Annotated in this window: 9 protein-coding genes; 2 read left to right on the forward strand and 7 right to left on the reverse strand. The window is 64.4% G+C overall.

Going from position 1 to position 15,313, the window contains the following annotated elements; translation table 11 throughout:
* Positions 1–8: 8 nt before the first annotated feature.
* Complete coding sequence (locus V3H56_RS14050) at positions 9–1,394, reverse strand: iron-containing redox enzyme family protein (protein ID WP_338473462.1); 1,386 nt, start codon at positions 1,392–1,394, stop codon at positions 9–11.
* Positions 1,395–1,736: 342 nt separating this feature from the next.
* Between V3H56_RS14050 and V3H56_RS14055 the strand changes: the two genes are divergently transcribed.
* Entirely contained in the window at positions 1,737–3,071 is a 1,335-nt protein-coding gene (locus tag V3H56_RS14055) for a cation:proton antiporter (protein ID WP_338473463.1), read from the forward strand.
* A gap of 3 nt (positions 3,072–3,074) precedes the next feature.
* Here the strand turns inward: V3H56_RS14055 and V3H56_RS14060 are convergent, their stop codons facing one another.
* The 4 genes from V3H56_RS14060 to V3H56_RS14075 all read right to left on the reverse strand — a co-directional run bounded on the left by V3H56_RS14060 (position 3,075) and on the right by V3H56_RS14075 (position 9,732).
* Complete coding sequence (locus V3H56_RS14060) at positions 3,075–3,611, reverse strand: hypothetical protein (protein WP_042728833.1); 537 nt, start codon at positions 3,609–3,611, stop codon at positions 3,075–3,077.
* Between the two features lie 119 nt (positions 3,612–3,730).
* Positions 3,731–5,662 (reverse strand): PAS domain-containing sensor histidine kinase, encoded by a 1,932-nt coding sequence (locus tag V3H56_RS14065; RefSeq protein ID WP_042728834.1) that lies wholly within the window; start codon positions 5,660–5,662, stop codon positions 3,731–3,733.
* Positions 5,663–5,764: 102 nt separating this feature from the next.
* Positions 5,765–8,071: an ATP-dependent DNA helicase gene (locus V3H56_RS14070; RefSeq protein ID WP_338473464.1), complete on the reverse strand. Its 2,307-nt coding sequence runs from the start codon at positions 8,069–8,071 to the stop codon at positions 5,765–5,767.
* Entirely contained in the window at positions 8,068–9,732 is a 1,665-nt protein-coding gene (locus V3H56_RS14075) for a VRR-NUC domain-containing protein (protein WP_338473465.1), read from the reverse strand. Before V3H56_RS14075 ends, V3H56_RS14070 begins: the two co-directional genes overlap by 4 nt.
* Positions 9,733–9,954: 222 nt before the next feature.
* Between V3H56_RS14075 and V3H56_RS14080 the strand changes: the two genes are divergently transcribed.
* Positions 9,955–10,179, forward strand: coding sequence for a YgdI/YgdR family lipoprotein (locus tag V3H56_RS14080; protein ID WP_042728837.1), 225 nt, complete (start codon positions 9,955–9,957; stop codon positions 10,177–10,179).
* 85 nt (positions 10,180–10,264) lie between these two features.
* Here the strand turns inward: V3H56_RS14080 and V3H56_RS14085 are convergent, their stop codons facing one another.
* Both V3H56_RS14085 and V3H56_RS14090 read right to left on the reverse strand, forming a co-directional pair.
* On the reverse strand, positions 10,265–12,118 hold the full coding sequence (locus tag V3H56_RS14085) for a polyurethanase (protein ID WP_338473466.1): 1,854 nt from the start codon (positions 12,116–12,118) through the stop codon (positions 10,265–10,267).
* Between the two features lie 162 nt (positions 12,119–12,280).
* Positions 12,281–15,301, reverse strand: a complete 3,021-nt coding sequence (locus V3H56_RS14090; RefSeq protein ID WP_237614130.1) for an autotransporter serine protease — start codon at positions 15,299–15,301, stop codon at positions 12,281–12,283.
* Positions 15,302–15,313 lie beyond the last annotated feature (12 nt).

A 15,313-nucleotide genomic window follows, 5' to 3' on the forward strand; every position in this document is an offset into this window, starting at 1 on the left:
AGGGCTCCCTAGCGAATGGCGGACTTGAGTTCGATGAAACGACGCGTGGCCAGCAGCCCGGCCGGATGGCTGTGACAGCGTGCCGAGAGCCAGGGCATCAAGGTCTGCATCTGCTCCTCGGGGGACTGGCTGCGCAGCGTCTGTTGCAGGCTTTGCACATCGGGGTCGTCGACTGGCGTCTGCGGTTCGCTGGTGGTGCCGAAGCTGCGGCGCGGACGGTTGCGCTCGCTCTTGTGCAACCAGTCACCGGCGATCCAGTCGTGCAGCAATTGCTTCTCATAGGGGCTGAACACGCCGAACATCGCCGCCCCTGCGCCTTCGATCAGCATCCAGAAGCGGCTGTCCTGCGGATCCTGATGGCGCTTGATCCAGCCCTTGTTCTGCATCGCCTCAAGGAAGCCTTCCAATTGGCCGGGGGCCGCCAGCCACTGGTTGACGGTCTTGCCTTCGAACTTGCAGTAATCGGAATGCATGTGCTGGCCGAACGGGCGCTTGCGTTCGAGCATGTCCAGCACTTCACGGCCGAGGTCGAACGATTCGATGATCGCCCGGCTGCCTTGGCCCAGGTCATTGAGCCGATACCCCAGGGTCACCCGCTGCCAGAACGCCTCGCGATCCGCCGCCATCGGCATCAATTGCATCAATGCCTGCACGGCCTTCTGGGCATGGCCGGTGCTGGCGTTGTCGATGGTCACGTGGAGGATGAAATAGTACGGGTCGATGTCCAGTTCGCTCAGCTCGTAGGCGCTGATCAACAGGTGCAGGGGCAACTGCTCGTAACCCAGGTTGTAGCCAATCACTTCCGGCAGGTACTCATCGCCGGCGTAGCCCAGCGCCAGTTGCACAGCCCCTTGCAGGTAGCGCTCATCGTCGATGTCCGGGGCATCGACCAAACCGTGTTCGGCGAGCAGCTTACGGTAGATCACCACATGGTTCTGCGCCGGATGGCCGTCGCCCAGCTCCTCCAGATACGTGCACAGCAGGCCGTCGAACCGGTGGTCGTGCCAATGTTTCAATACGCCGTACAGCCAAGCACCGTCCACCAACTTGGTCGGCGCCACGGCTTGCAGGAAATACAGCGCGTGGGCCTTGCCGCTGAAGTACTCCCGCGGGCCGCCGCTTTTGCGCCGCTCCAGGTAATCGGCGTATTGCCGGGCTACACCGGCACTGTGGGCTTCGACCCAGGCTTGCAGGGCCTGCGGCTCGTCGGGGGTTTCCTGGGGCAAGGCCCCGGCCTGTTCGAGGCACGACTGGATGAAGGCCTGTGCGACGGCGTGTTTGTCCGCATCGTCGGGGCCCTGGAGCAGCCGTTCATAGCATTGGCGCACCTGCCCGGCATCCCTGACGGGATGGAGGGTGGCTGGCCGGGATTGGAGGGGTGTCAGCGCAGTCATAAGGGCCTCATTGGTTCACGGCAGGACGCTGATTCAGCACGTCTCTTAAGGTGCAGAGCCCCGCGTGCGACGAAAAATTCCCTCCGATGAACAGGCCGCCGGATAAACGGGGCGGTGTCGTTTTGGTGGGAACCCTCGCTTCGCTCCAGGCCTCGAATATCAAGAACCACCCGGTTCAGTGCTTGCGTGGCGAGGGAGCTTGCTCCCGCTGGGTCGCGAAGCGGCCCCGACAGGCAGGCGAGCGCTGCGCACTCGAACGGGAGCAAGCTCCCTCGCCACACAAGCGCATTCGCCACTTAAGACCGTGACAGCCCACAGCAATCGGCCAGCCAAGGAGCAACCATGATCTTCACAGTGTGGGTAGCGGTGCTCGGTGCCGTGTTGTTGACCTTGGCCCTCACGTCGTCCTACCTGCGCTGGATGCCGGTCACCACGTCAGCCATGTGCCTGGTGCTGGGCGTTGCCATCGGGCCGGCGGGGTTGGGTTTGCTGAAGCTGGACATCACCGACTCGTCCGTCTGGATGGAGCATCTCACGGAGATCGCGGTGGTGTTCTCGCTGTTCGTCAGCGGCCTCAAGCTGCGCCTGCCCTTCAAGAACCGGACCTGGCGCGTTGCCTATGGGTTGGCGGGCCCGGTGATGATCCTCTCCATTGCGGGCCTGTGCCTGACCCTGCACTACCTGTTCGGCCTTGGCTGGGGTGTGTCGATGTTGATCGGCGCGATGCTGGCGCCCACCGACCCGGTGCTGGCGGCCCTGGTGCAGGTCAACGATGCGCGGGATGACGACCGAGTGCGTTTCGGCCTCTCCGGTGAAGCCGGCCTGAACGACGGCTCGGCCTTCCCTTTCGTGATCCTTGGGCTGTTGATGCTGCGTGAAGACGGCGGCTTTGTCGGCGAGTGGGCCTTGCGCAATGTCCTGTGGGCGGTGCCGGCGGGCCTGCTGATCGGCTATTGGATGGGACGCGGGATCGGCAAGCTGACCCTGTCGATGCGCATCAAGAACGCCGACAGCACGCTGTCACCCAACGATTACCTGGCCTTGGCGCTGATTGCCCTGGCCTATGTCGCCGCCGAGTCCGTGCATGCCTATGGCTTTCTCTCGGTGTTTGCCGCCGGTCTCGGGCTGCGCCAGGCCGAGGTGCAATCCACCGATGAAGAAGATGCCCCGCCAGCGGAGCACCTGGTGCAACCGGTGGTGGGCCATGAGGCCGTCGATCCGCGCCAGGCGGTGCTCGGCGACACCCAGTCCCTGGGCGACGGCCAGGTGGCTGCCGGGGTGATGATGAGTGACATGCTGGCTTTCGGCAGCCTGGTGGAGCGGGCGATGGAGGTGTTCCTGGTGACGCTGCTCGGGGTGGTGCTCGCCACCCATTGGGACTGGCGCGCCCTGGCCATCGGCGCCCTGCTCTTCGCCGTCATTCGCCCGTTGAGCGTGTTACTCATGCCTTGGGGCCGCTTGCTGGACGCACCGCAACGGCTGTTGATCGGCTGGTTCGGCATTCGCGGCATCGGTAGCCTGTTCTACCTGTTCTTCGCCTTGAACCATGACCTGGCGCCACAAGCGGCGCAGCTGTGCATCAACCTCACGTTGTCGGTGGTGGCCTTGAGCATCCTGGTTCATGGGGTCAGTACCCAGCCCACCCTGGCGTGGTACGAACGGCAGAAAACCGGCTGACCCTCAGCCGATCGGATCCGTCACCTGGATCAGCACCGCATACACCCCCAGCAGCACCCAGAACGTGGCGAAGATCCACGGTGTGCGCACAGAAAACAGCAGCGACTTGCGATACCCCTTGTGGGTCGATTCCCGCTCGCTGAACAACGGCGACTCGTCGTAGACCAAACCCATGACCGGCTCGGCGCGCAGCAGTTCGCTCTGCTTGAAGTGCCAGTGGTCGATGATCTCGTAGGCCGCTCGAATCCCCGGCCAGGCATTGAGTGAACTCAGGAACCCCAGCAGCGCCAGGAACGGCGGCACGATCAGGGTGAACAACTTGCCCCACTCCGGGTTCAGGTTGGCCATGCACGAGGCAAAGGCAATCACCAGGAAGGATTGGGCGGCCAGGTAGGCATCGGTCCGATTGGCGAGGATGCTGGTTTCGTACTGGATTTCACGCCGATAGAAATCCAGTCGTTCCTTGGGCGAGCCGAACAGCTTGGCATTGTGTTCGCTCAATTCTTCTTCCGGCGTCTGGCCGGTCAATATTCTGGGCATTGCGTGAAGGGTCGCTGGTGGCAAATGAGGTTCGTTGGAAACCCGCGCCGCCGGGCAAGTTCAAGGCAATGGACCAGAGGCAGTGCACGCTTGCCAAAAGGGCCTGGCCAAGCCTCCGCCTAATTCATTGCCTGCCCGATGACCTGCACCAGGTCGATCTGCTTGAACGGCTTGGTCAGGCGCGGCAATTGGCTGGCGAAGCCTTCCAGGCGTTCGGCGTAGCCGGTGGCGAGGATGATGGGCAGGTCCGGCTGCCGGTCGCGCAGTAACTTCGCCAGTTGGGCGCCGTCCATCTGCGGCATGGCCATGTCGGTGATCACCAGGTCGATGTCCGGGTTGCGCTCATGCAGTTCCAGCGCCTGCGACCCTGAATGCGCGCACAAGACCCGGTGCCCGAGGTCTTCGATCAACAGGCGGGTACTGGTCAGCACCAGGCTGTCGTCATCGACCACCAGCACCAGCAACTCAGGAGGGGTAGGCGCTGCCTGCGCCTCGACCACGGCCTTCTCCGACGCTGCGCTATCGGCCAGTGGCAACCACAACTGCGCGCTGGTGCCCACGCCCTTCTGGCTTTCGAGGATCAGGCGGCCACCCAACTGCTCGGCCAGGCCGTGCACCATGGACAATCCCAGGCCCGTGCCCTTGCCGACCCCTTTGGTGGTGAAGAATGGCTCCACGGCCGAGGCCAGCGTGGCCTCATCCATGCCCTCGCCTTCATCGGTAATCGACAGGCAGACGTAGCGCCCCGGCTTCAACGACGCCTGCGCCCCGGCCTCGGTGGCCAGGCGCTCGTCGGCGGCGATCAGGATGCTACCGCCATGGGGCATCGCGTCCCGGGCATTGGTCGCCAGATTGAGGATCGCCAACTCCAACTGGTTGACATCGGCCAGCACCGGCGACAGCGCCTCGGTGAAGCGAGTCTGGATGTGGATCGAAGGGCCCATGGAGCTTTGCAGCAAGCCGCTGATGCCCTGCACCAGCACCGGCAACTCGACCGACTCGGCACTCAGCTTCTGCCGCCGGGCGAACGCCAGCATCCGCTGGGTCAGCGATACGCCGCGCAACGCGCCCTGGGTCGCGTTGTCGAGCAGTTGGGCCAGTTTCGGATCGTCCGGCATGCGCTTGCGCACGATTTCCAGGTTGCCGAGGATGACCGTCAGCAGGTTGTTGAAGTCGTGGGCGATGCCGCCGGTAAGCTGGCCGATGGCTTGCAGTTTCTGCGACTGGAACAGCGCCTCGCGGGCCTGTTCGAGGGCCTGCTGCGCCTGGGTGGCATCGGTGATGTCGCGGGTGATCTTGGCAAACCCCAGCAGGGTCCCGGTGTCGCTGCGGATCGCATCGATGACCACGTGGGCAAGGAAACGCGTACCGTCCTTGCGCACGCGCCAGCCCTTCTTTTCGAAACGCCCCTCGCTGGCGGCGATGCTCAGCGCCCGCTGCGGTTCACCGGCGGCGCGGTCCTCGGGGGTATAGAACATCGAAAAATGCTGGCCGATGGCTTCGGCCGGCAGATAGCCCTTGATGCGTTGCGCGCCCTGGTTCCAGTTGGTGACCTGGCCATCAGGACCGAGCATGTAGATGGCGTAGTCGGTGACGCTTTGCACCAGCAGGCGGAACTGCTGCTCGCTCTGCTTGAGGGTTTCCTCGGCCATCTTGCGGTCGGTGAGGTCGCGGGTGATCTTGGCGAACCCGAGCAGTTCACCGCTCTGGTTGTCGATGATCGGGTCGATCACCACATGGGACCAGAACAGCGTGCCGTCCTTACGCACCCGCCAGCCCTCACCCTCGAAACGCCCCTCGCGCACGGCCGTCTCCAGCGCCCGCTGCGGCAGGCCGGCGGCGCGATCCTGATCCGTGTAGAAACGCGAAAAATGCTCACCCAGGATCTCCGCTTCCTCATACCCCTTGAAACGCCGGGCACCGGAGTTCCAGCTGGTGATGATGCCCGAGGGGTCGGTCATGTAGATCGCGTAGTCGACCACGGCGTCGATGAGCAGGCGAAAGCGCTGCTCCTGGTTTATGCGCGGCGACTGGGGGGTATTCTCAAGCATGTGGGCCGAGGCATCCGTGTGGATTTTTTCGAAGTATGGGGCAAGTCGCGCGCCATGAAAAACTATTGCCTCCCACACAGGATTCCCGCTGGCCGGCAGGCTTCAGTTTCCTGCACCTATCCGCCGGGTGCCGGATTGCTCCGGGTTCACCGACCACCAGCGTGGCAGCAACTGCTGCACGCGCGCCTCGCCGAACCGGTCGTCGATGAGCATCACCACGCCGCGGTCCTGCTGGGTGCGGATGACGCGCCCGGCGGCCTGCACGACTTTTTGCAGGCCAGGGTACAGGTAAGTGTAGTCATAGCCATCGCCGAAGATCGCCGCCATGCGCTGCTTGATCTGCTCATTGACCGGGTTGAGCTGCGCCAGCCCCAGGGTGGCGATGAATGCACCGATCAGGCGCGAGCCGGGCAAGTCGATGCCCTCGCCGAACGCCCCGCCAAGCACCGCGAAACCGATGCCCTGGCTGTGCTCCATGAACCGGTCGAGGAAGGCCTGCCGCGGGGCTTCACCCATGCCGCGCGATTGTGCCCACGTGACGATCTCCGGGTGCCGCTCGGCAAACAGCCCGGCGACTTGCTGGAGGTAATCGAAACTGCTGAAAAACGCCAGGTAATTGCCCGGACGCGCGCTGAATTGGCGAGCCATCAACGCGACAATCGGCTCCAGAGACGCCTGGCGGTGGGCGAAGCGCGTGGAAATCCGGCTGACGACCTGAACGTCCAACTGATCGGCCTGGAACGGTGATTCAACGTCGATCCACACCGTCTCGGCCGGTGTGCCCAACAGGTCGGCGTAATAGTGCCGCGGACTCAAGGTCGCGGAAAACAGCACGCTGCTGCGGGCCGCGGTGAGCCTTGGCCGCAGGAACCCGGCCGGCACCACGTTGCGCAGGCACAGGGTCGAGCCGCTGCGCTGGCGGCCGAGCTCGCGCTTATGGATGTCGAACAGAAACTGCTCGTCGAACGACTCGGCCACCCGGCCAAACTGCAGGGCATCGAAATAGAACGCCTGCAAGTCACCGTCCAGCCCTTGGGGGTGCTCGTTGAGGTAATCGCCAATGGCCGTGGTGCAGGTGGCCAGGGCTTGCAGGAATTTCTCCGGCAGTCGTTCATACGCCTGGTACGCCGCCACTTGTGGTGCATGCAAGGCGTTCCACTGGCGATTGACCCGTTCCAGCGGCTTCTTCAGGGCCTCGGGCGCGGTTTTGCGCACCGTGGCCAAGGTCGCTTGATCCAGGATCGCGCTGTACATCTGCCGGCCGCGCTCGACCAGGTTGTGGGCTTCGTCCACCAAGGTCGCGACCGTCCAGCCATTGGCCTGGGCCAAGCCGAAAAGCAAGGCACTGAAGTCGAAATAGTAGTTGTAGTCGGCCACCACCACGTCGGCCCAGCGGGCCATCTCCTGGCTGAGGTAGTACGGGCAGATCCCGTGGGCCAGCGCGACTTCGCGCAACGCCGCCTGATCAAGCAGGCTCACCTGGCTCGCGGCCACCCGCGCCGCCGGCAGACGGTCGTAGAAGCCCTGGGCCAACGGGCAGGATTCACCATGGCAGGCTTTGTCCGGATGCTCGCAGGCCTTGTCCCGGGCAACCATCTCCAGCACCCGCAGCGGCATTGACGGGGCGCTTCGGGTGATGACCTGGGCGGCGTCCAGCGCCAGCTTGCGCCCTGGGGTTTTCGCCGTGAGGAAGAACACCTTGTCCAACTGCTGCGGCGCCAGGGCCTTGAGCATCGGGAACAGCGTGCCGACGGTCTTGCCGATGCCGGTGGGCGCCTGGGCCATCAGGCAACGCCCGGTGCTCACGGCCTTGAACACCGACTCGGCCAGGTGCCGTTGCCCGGGCCGAAAGTCGGCATGGGGAAAGGCCAGGGACTGCGCCCCCAGGTTGCGGGCGTGCCGATGGGCCATTTCCTGCTCGGCCCAGGCCAGGAACAGCGCACATTGCGCTTCGAAGAACGCCAGAAGCTCGCCGGCCTCGAACCCCTGCGTGAGGCAGGTTTCCTTTTCGCTGACGACGTCGAAGTACACCAGTGCCACGTCGATGCGCGAAAGCTGCAACCTCTGGCACATCAACCAGCCGTAGATCTTCGCCTGGGCCCAGTGCAACTGCCGGTGGTTGGCCGGTTGCCTGGCCAGGTCGCCGCGATAGGTCTTCACTTCTTCAAGGCAGTTGCGCGCCGGATCGTAGCCATCGGCGCGGCCTTTGACGTTCAGCGTCTGGTAGCGCCCTTCCAGGCTAACCTCGGCCTGATAGACCTCGCTGCGCCGCGACGCCACGGTGCGATGGCCGGCGATGCCTTCCAGGGCCGTGGGCGACGGCGTGAAGCGCAGGTCGAGATCACCCACCTTGGCGGTGAACTCACACAAGGCCCGCACCGCAATGCTGTAGCTTGGCGCGGGGTTCATGCGCCCTGCTCCGCACCTTCTGGCAGCCACTGCACGTAGCACACTGCGACGGGCATGCGGTGCTCATGGCAGAACTCCAGCCAGCGCAATTGATTGTCTTGCAGCCGATCCCCCGGCCCTTTGACCTCGATCATGCGGTAGGTCTTGTGCTGCGGCCAGAACTGGATAAGGTCCGGCATGCCGGCGCGGTTGGCCTTGATGTCCAACAGCAATCGGCTGAACCAGTGCTTGAGGTGTTCGGCCGGCAAGCAGTCGAGGGCCTGTTCCAGCAATGTCTCGGACAACGCACCCCAGAACACGAACGGCGACTGTACGCCCCACTTCTCGGCAAAACGACCCAGGATGGTGTGCCGATAGCGGCCATCGTCCAGCTCGGCAAAACACGCCGCGAACAGCTCGGCCCGACGGGCATGGAAGTCTTCATTGAGCAGGTCCACCGGCCCACGCTGGAACGGGTGGAAAAATGCCCCCGGCAGCGGCGCGAAAATCGCCGGCCAGCACAGCAGGCCGAACAGCGAGTTGATCAGGCTGTTCTCGACGTAATGCACCGGGGCGGCGTCATCGTGCAGGTGAGCCTGGACGTAATACTCCACCGACAGGGTCGGATCGACCCTGGGCAGTTGCAACTCCAGCCGCTGCACTTCACGGGCCAGGGCGCGCGGCACCGGCGGTCCGCCAAGCTTGCGGCGCAGCCGCGGCACGATCCTGAGCAGGGCCTGGGTTTCGGCGGCGCTTTGCGGTGCCTGTGCCGCCGCCTCGCCCAGTTCCAGGGCCAGGGCATATTCGCCGATGCGCTCCAGCACGCGGATCATCCGCAACCGTGCGCCGGGGTAGGTGCATTCACGGTAGATACACAAGGCCAAGGCAAAATCGCCCATGCGTTCGCCCTGCTCGCCGAACTGGTACAGCAACTTGCCGCGCCGGCGCTCCAGCCACGGATTGTCCAAGGTCAGGGCATTGACCTGGGCGACGATCGCTTCCAGCGGCTCGCCGGCTTCGAAGCGTTGCTGACACTCATGGAGGAACACACAGGCGTCGACGTCCTGGCGGTTGCGCAGTCCGCGGGACTCGGTGCTGAATTCGACGCTTTCATAGGTGAAGATGCCCAGGTCCGCCAGGACGAACTCCGACCAGTCCTGGTAGAGGTTGCCGAAGAACATCAGCCGCAAGCGGTCACACAGCGGCATGATCGTCAGGCTGTAGAGTCGGTCGTCAAGCTGCGGACACCAGGCGTGGAACGCCTGCGGCGGGTCGGCTCGCTCGGCGACGGCCAGGAGCCATTCGGTCTTTTTCGCCCTGGGCTGCTCGATCAGGTGCCCCAGGCACTGCAGGATCTCCGCCTTCAGCAACACGTCGAACAGCTCGACAATCCCCAACTCGGCCTGGTCCTCGACCCAACCCAGGGCCAGTAACGGCTGCACGGCCAGGCCAATCTCACCGATTTCCGGGTAGTTGAGCTTGCTGTGGCGAAACCGCAGCCCCTTGCGCATGACCATCCGCACCAGCAAGCCTTGGGACGCCCGGGGCATTGCGGCAAAATCGTCAACGAAGCGCTGCTCTTCGAAGCTGAGCACATCGGCATACCGCTGCGTCAGCCAGCCCAGCACTTGCTGAAAGTTGTTCAGGTAATAGAAGGGATCGTCGAGGGAACTGGCTGTCACGGGAAGAAGCGCCACGGATGCAGGAGTACTGGTTATGCATACAGATAGCAGCTACGAACACCCCAGGCAACTGCAAAAGATGAACGGTCCCCTATATTTAGAGATGAAATCCTTCGCTAAGTGATGAACTTTCCTACAGAGAGCAGGACCAATGGCGGTTAGCTACGTGATGGCGCAGTCGAATCAGCTGGGCCGTGGTTCTTTTGATCGAGAGGTTTGGATATGAACATCAGGTTTCTGAGCCTGCCCCTGGCCGCCGTGGCCTTCCTGACATTGGCCGGTTGCGCGTCGCCCACCGTGGTGACCTTGCAGAACGGTACCCAGTACCTGACCAAGGACACCCCCAATACCCGTACCTCCGATGGGTTCTACGAGTTCGAAGACATCGCCGGCAAGAAAATCCGCGTGCGCGCCGACGACGTGGCAACGATCCGCAAGGAAGATTGATCACCGTGGCGAAGGCGCTTGCTCGCGCTTGAGTGTGAGCAAGCGCCTCGTCGCAGGTTACTCAGTCACCGTCCATGCCTGGTCATCAGGCGAACACGATACCCTCACCGCCCACCTGCCCAACCCCGACACCCACCAGGGTCACCGAGCTGTCCCCCACTTGCAGCAGCGTGTCGCTGCCGACCTGGGACAGGTGCTGTCGATAGTCATACCCTTCCCCGGCCCCCTGCACACCGATGAACACCAGTTTGTCGCCCGCGTCGAAACTGCTGATGCGATCCTGGCCGAATGCACCGTTGAAAATGAACGTGTCACGTCCACCGCCCGATTGCATGACGTCGTTCCCGGTGCCCCCCACGAATGTGTCGTCGCCCGCGCCGCCCAGCAGCCGGTCGTTGCCGGCGTGACCGAACAGCCAGTCGCCCGTCGCGTGGGCCACGAGACTGTCATCGCCCGCAGTGCCCTTGACCGCTGACGCGTACGCCGTCAGGTTGCCGCCGGCCAACAGGCCATTGGCGGTGACGCTGTGGCTGACCTCGTCCTTGAGCATGCCCCACAACGATCCAGGTTCCTGGCTCACCAGCGTGCCGATGTCGCGGGTGATGCTGATCCCGCCGTGGGCATCGCGCATGTACAACGTTCCGGCACCATCGCTGGCAAAGGTGAAGTCGTGCACCGACTGCTGCAGATGCAGGCTGTTGTGGCCCTGCCCGCCCAGTATCACGTTGTAGCCTCCGCCGTCGCGGAAGGTGTCATTGCCGGCACGGCCTTCCAGGTAGTCGTTGCCCTGGCCGCCCTGGATCAGGTCGTCCTTGTCGGTGCCGAGGATGAACGTGCTGCCGGTGTGGGCCTCGGCGTTGCGGTTGAGGTCTTGCACCCAGGTGTTGCTGCGGGCCGGGTCCGACAGGTTGGCGACGACGATGGTCGAGTCTTTTTGCGTAAGGTCGTAGAACGCCGAGCTGATGATCCGGCCCATGCCATCGGCGTAACCGGTGGGCAGGTGGGAGATCCAGGTGGGGATGTTGAGGATGGAAAACGGCAGCACGTTCCACCCGGTCGAGGCGTAGTGATCATTGAAGCTGACGATGTTGTTGGTCGCCGAGGCCTGCTGCACGTCGTGCACGCCCACCGACGCCAGGTTGAACGTCGAGCCGTCCAGCGCCCGGAACACCGGGTCGTTTTCGTAACCGATGTTCAGCACCTTGTCGGTGCTGCTCTGGGTTGGCGACGCGTAGGCGATGTAGTTGGCGTTGTTGTAGAACCCGGACCACTGGCTGGTGCTCAGGTCGGCCAGGCTGTTGACCGCCAACCCGCCGAGGCTGTGGCCGCTGACCAGGACGTTTTCCCCGCCAAGGCCATGGGCCTGGGCAAACCGGGCGACGTCGCCGAGCAGCGTGCCGAAGGCTTCGCCGGCGTAGTTTTTGGCATAGTCCTTGGGCCCCAGCGCGGCCATCACGTCATTGATCACGTCGCCAATGGAGTCGCCGATCAGGTTCTCCCGTGGGCCGCTGGTCCCGCGAAACGACACGCCGATCTCGGTCAACTGCCCGGCGGCGTCGTACTTGCCCAGGATTTCTACCTGGGCGGTGGTGTAGCCGGCCTTTTCGCCGAAGAACGTACCGCGCCCGTCGACCTTGCCGGTGTAGCCCAGTTGCGACGCGCTGATGGGCGTCCAGCCGGCCTTGTGCAACGCCTCCAGGGCCAGTTTTTCCGAATCGGGGTTCCATGGCACGCCGGGAATCACCCCTTGCGAATCGGTGCCACCGAGCAGCGCGGTCACCAGGGTCGCCGGCAGGCCGGTGCCGAAGCCGTATTGCTGGTAGCCGACGGCGAACCCGTTGTCGAGGTTGTGGTAGGAGTACAACATGATCGCCATCGCATCGCCGACCAGGGCTTTGGACGCCTCGGTGCCGAAGGTCTTGTAGTCATAGATACCCATGTCCTGCTGCCTCTTTTTTGTTGTTGGAATGCGGAAAAACCTAGGAAATCGTTGTGGCGAGGGGATTTATCCCCGTTCGACTGCGAAGCAGTCGCCTGTGGTTGGGGCTGCTGCGCAGCCAGCGGGGATAAATCCCCTCGCCACAGGGACTGCCTTACCTGATCAGAACTGCCAATCCAGCGTCAGCCCCATGCCATGGCTTTTGTCCCGGGATCCGAGCAGGCCGTTGTAGTCCAGGTTGACCCGCACATCCTTGGCCACCGCCAGCCCGGCACGGGCACCGATCACGGCGGCGTTGCGGTCCATGGACACGCTCTGCACCGCAAAGGTGTTGCTGCTGCCGGCGAAGGCCAGGTCCTGTTCCGAACGGGTATTGCTCAAGTTGTGCTGCCAGCCGAGGGAGCCGGAGAGTTCCAGCTGCTGTTTCTCCGAGAGCGCCAGGCTGCGGCTCGCTCGCACACCCAGGGTCGAAAGCAGCGCATCGCGACGGTCGTCGTTACCTCGCAGCGCGGCGTTGTCGCCTTTTTCATGGAAGCTGTCGCTGTCCAGATGCACATAGGCCAGGTTGGCAAACGGCTCCAAGGCCAGCGGCTGCACGTCGAGGCGGTAGGCGGCTTCGGTGAAGAGCTGGGCGGTCTGGGCGTCGCGCTTGGTTTTCTCCCGGCCGCTGACATCACCCCATTGCACGTCCCGTTTGACGTCGATGCGATGCCAGCTGTAGGCACCGCCGACGGTAAGGCGCACGGCGTCGATTTCATGCCCCAGGTAGGCGCCCAGGTGATAGCTGTCGGCCTTGGCGGACGAGTGCGTGCCATCGCCCATGCTCAATGAACTGTCGCTGTAGCCGGTGACGACACCCAGGCGAGTCTGCTCGCCGATCAACCCATCGGCCCCCACCAGCAGCCCGCCAATGGAGCTGTTGGCGCTGGCATTGTCATTGCCGCCATCGCTCTTGCCCCAGGCCCCGAGCACCTTGACCCAGACGTTGCTGTCGGCAGTGCTTGGGGTATTCGCGTCATACAAGGCGTCCTGGCGCAAACGATCGCCGACGGCTTCACGCAAGTGGCGGCTGTCGTTGATCAGCAACGTGCCGACGGCCGGGTGGATTTCGCCAGAGAGTTGCTGGAAGGCTTGCTGCGCCGCGGCGGCACTGGGCGACAACAGCAAGGCTTCGTAAAGGCCGTTGCCAGCGCCCAGTTGCTCGGCGGCGGTCGCTACGGAGCGCTGGTTGGGCGTCAGGCCAAGGCTGGCGAACGACACGGCGTTGCGCTCGACCGCCAGTTGAATGCCATTGGCGCTGTAGGCCAGGTCGCCGCCGAGAAACGCGTAGTTGGGCAAGACCTGGCCAAAACGCCCGTCGATACCGCCGGCGGCCTGCAGGATGTTGAACTGCGTGCCCAGCAGGCTCTTCACCTCACGGGCCGTGAGCAGCGTCGGGCTGTTTTCCAATGACAGCGACACCGTAGCGCCGTCGATGGAAGCCTTGCCGCCCGCCACGATCAAATCGCTGGAGGTCGGCGAGACCTCCACTGCGTAGGTCGAACCCGGCTCGAAGGTCACGTCTCCTGCCACCTGCAGTGTGCCGATGGAGTTGCCCGGTGCCACGCTGCCGCCGCGATTGGCGGTCAGGCCGGCAACGCGCCCGTTGCCGCCGAGGACGCCGCCGTCATTGACGGTCACCGTCGAGGCCAGTGAACCGTTGACGGCCAGTCGGCCTTCATTGACCAGGGTCGGCCCGCTGTAGCGGTTGTCGCCGGTCAGCACCAGGGTGCCGAGGCCTTCCTTGGTCAGCCCGCCGTGGCCGGCGATGTTGTTGCGCCAGACGTCCAGGCCACACTGGATCCCGCTGCACACGCGCTCCGTGGGCTTGCCGGCGTCTATGGTCGCGCCAATGCCCGGCAGGTCGACCACGAACTGGCCATCGCCGTAGGCCCCGTCGATCCGGAACGCTTCGGGAATGTCGGCCTCGGTCACCAACATCGACGGACCGTCGATGGCCTTGCCCAGGTTGATCATGCCCCAGCCGTACAGCGCATCGACGCCCGGCGCGCCCATGTCGGTGGCCGTGGTGCGCAGCACGCTGGCAACCTGAGCACCGGTCATGTACGGGAAGCGCTCCATCAACACGGCGACGCTGCCGGCCACATGGGGGGCGGCCATGGAGGTGCCGCTCTTGTTGCCGTAGCCCACGGTCAGGTCATCGGCGCTGGTACCGCCGATCACCGCACTGTAGACCCGCGTGCCCGGCGCCGAGACGCAGAAACTGGCGGTGTAGCCGCAGCGCGAGGAGAAGGTACTGATGGTGTAGGGATCGGGGCTGGCGGTATCCGGGTTGACTTGCAGCGCCGCGACGGTCAGCCAGTTGGGGGCGATGTCCGGCACGAAATACGCCAGGCCGGCGATGGCGTCGGGGTTGTTGAGGTTGTAGTCGTTGCCGGCGGCGAAAATCGTCACGATGCCGCTGCGGGCCGCCGCGATGGCGCCCTCGTAGGCGCCGCCCGGCTTGGTCCCCAGCAGCGGGCGGATCTGGTCGAATTGCAACTGCGCGTCCTGCACGGTGAAGTGCGGGAACGCCGGGTCGCGCCCGCCCTGGTCGAAGCGGTCGGTGATGCCGATGCCCCAGCTGTTGTTGATGATCCGTGCGCCGCTGGCGATCAGCGCGTCCCAACCGGCCTTGTACACCGCGCCGTCGTTGCCCAGGATGATGCCGTCCTCGGGGCCGGGGTCGCCGTTGTCGGCGCTGATGATCTGTGCGTTGAACGCCACGCCGTGCATTGGCCCACCGTCGCGGCTGCCGGCGGCGATCCCGCCGACGTGGGTGCCGTGGGAGCCCAGCTTGCCGTCGGAACCGACCGTGGGCGAACCGTCGTAGCGAAACGGATCACCGGCCTTCACCGGAATGTACGGGTCGGTGTACTCGCGGATGCCGCTGGTGACCAGGGTCACGACTTTATCGCTGCCGGAGAACTCCGGGTGGGCGGCATACACCGGCTGGTCGAAGATCCCCAGTTTCACGCCCTTGCCGGTGTAGCCGGCGGCATAGGCCTGCTGGGCGTTGATCGCGCCCAGGCCCCATTCGGCGTTGAATTCGCTGCTGCGCCAACTGTCCGGATCGCCTGCCTTGCCCGCCTCGACATACGGCGCCGCCTGCGCCGTGCCCAGGCTTGCCAGTGCACAGAGCATGGCGTGGTTGAG

The sequence above is a fragment of the Pseudomonas sp. MS646 genome, assembly GCF_036693845.1.
Taxonomy (GTDB): domain Bacteria; phylum Pseudomonadota; class Gammaproteobacteria; order Pseudomonadales; family Pseudomonadaceae; genus Aquipseudomonas; species Aquipseudomonas chlororaphis_E.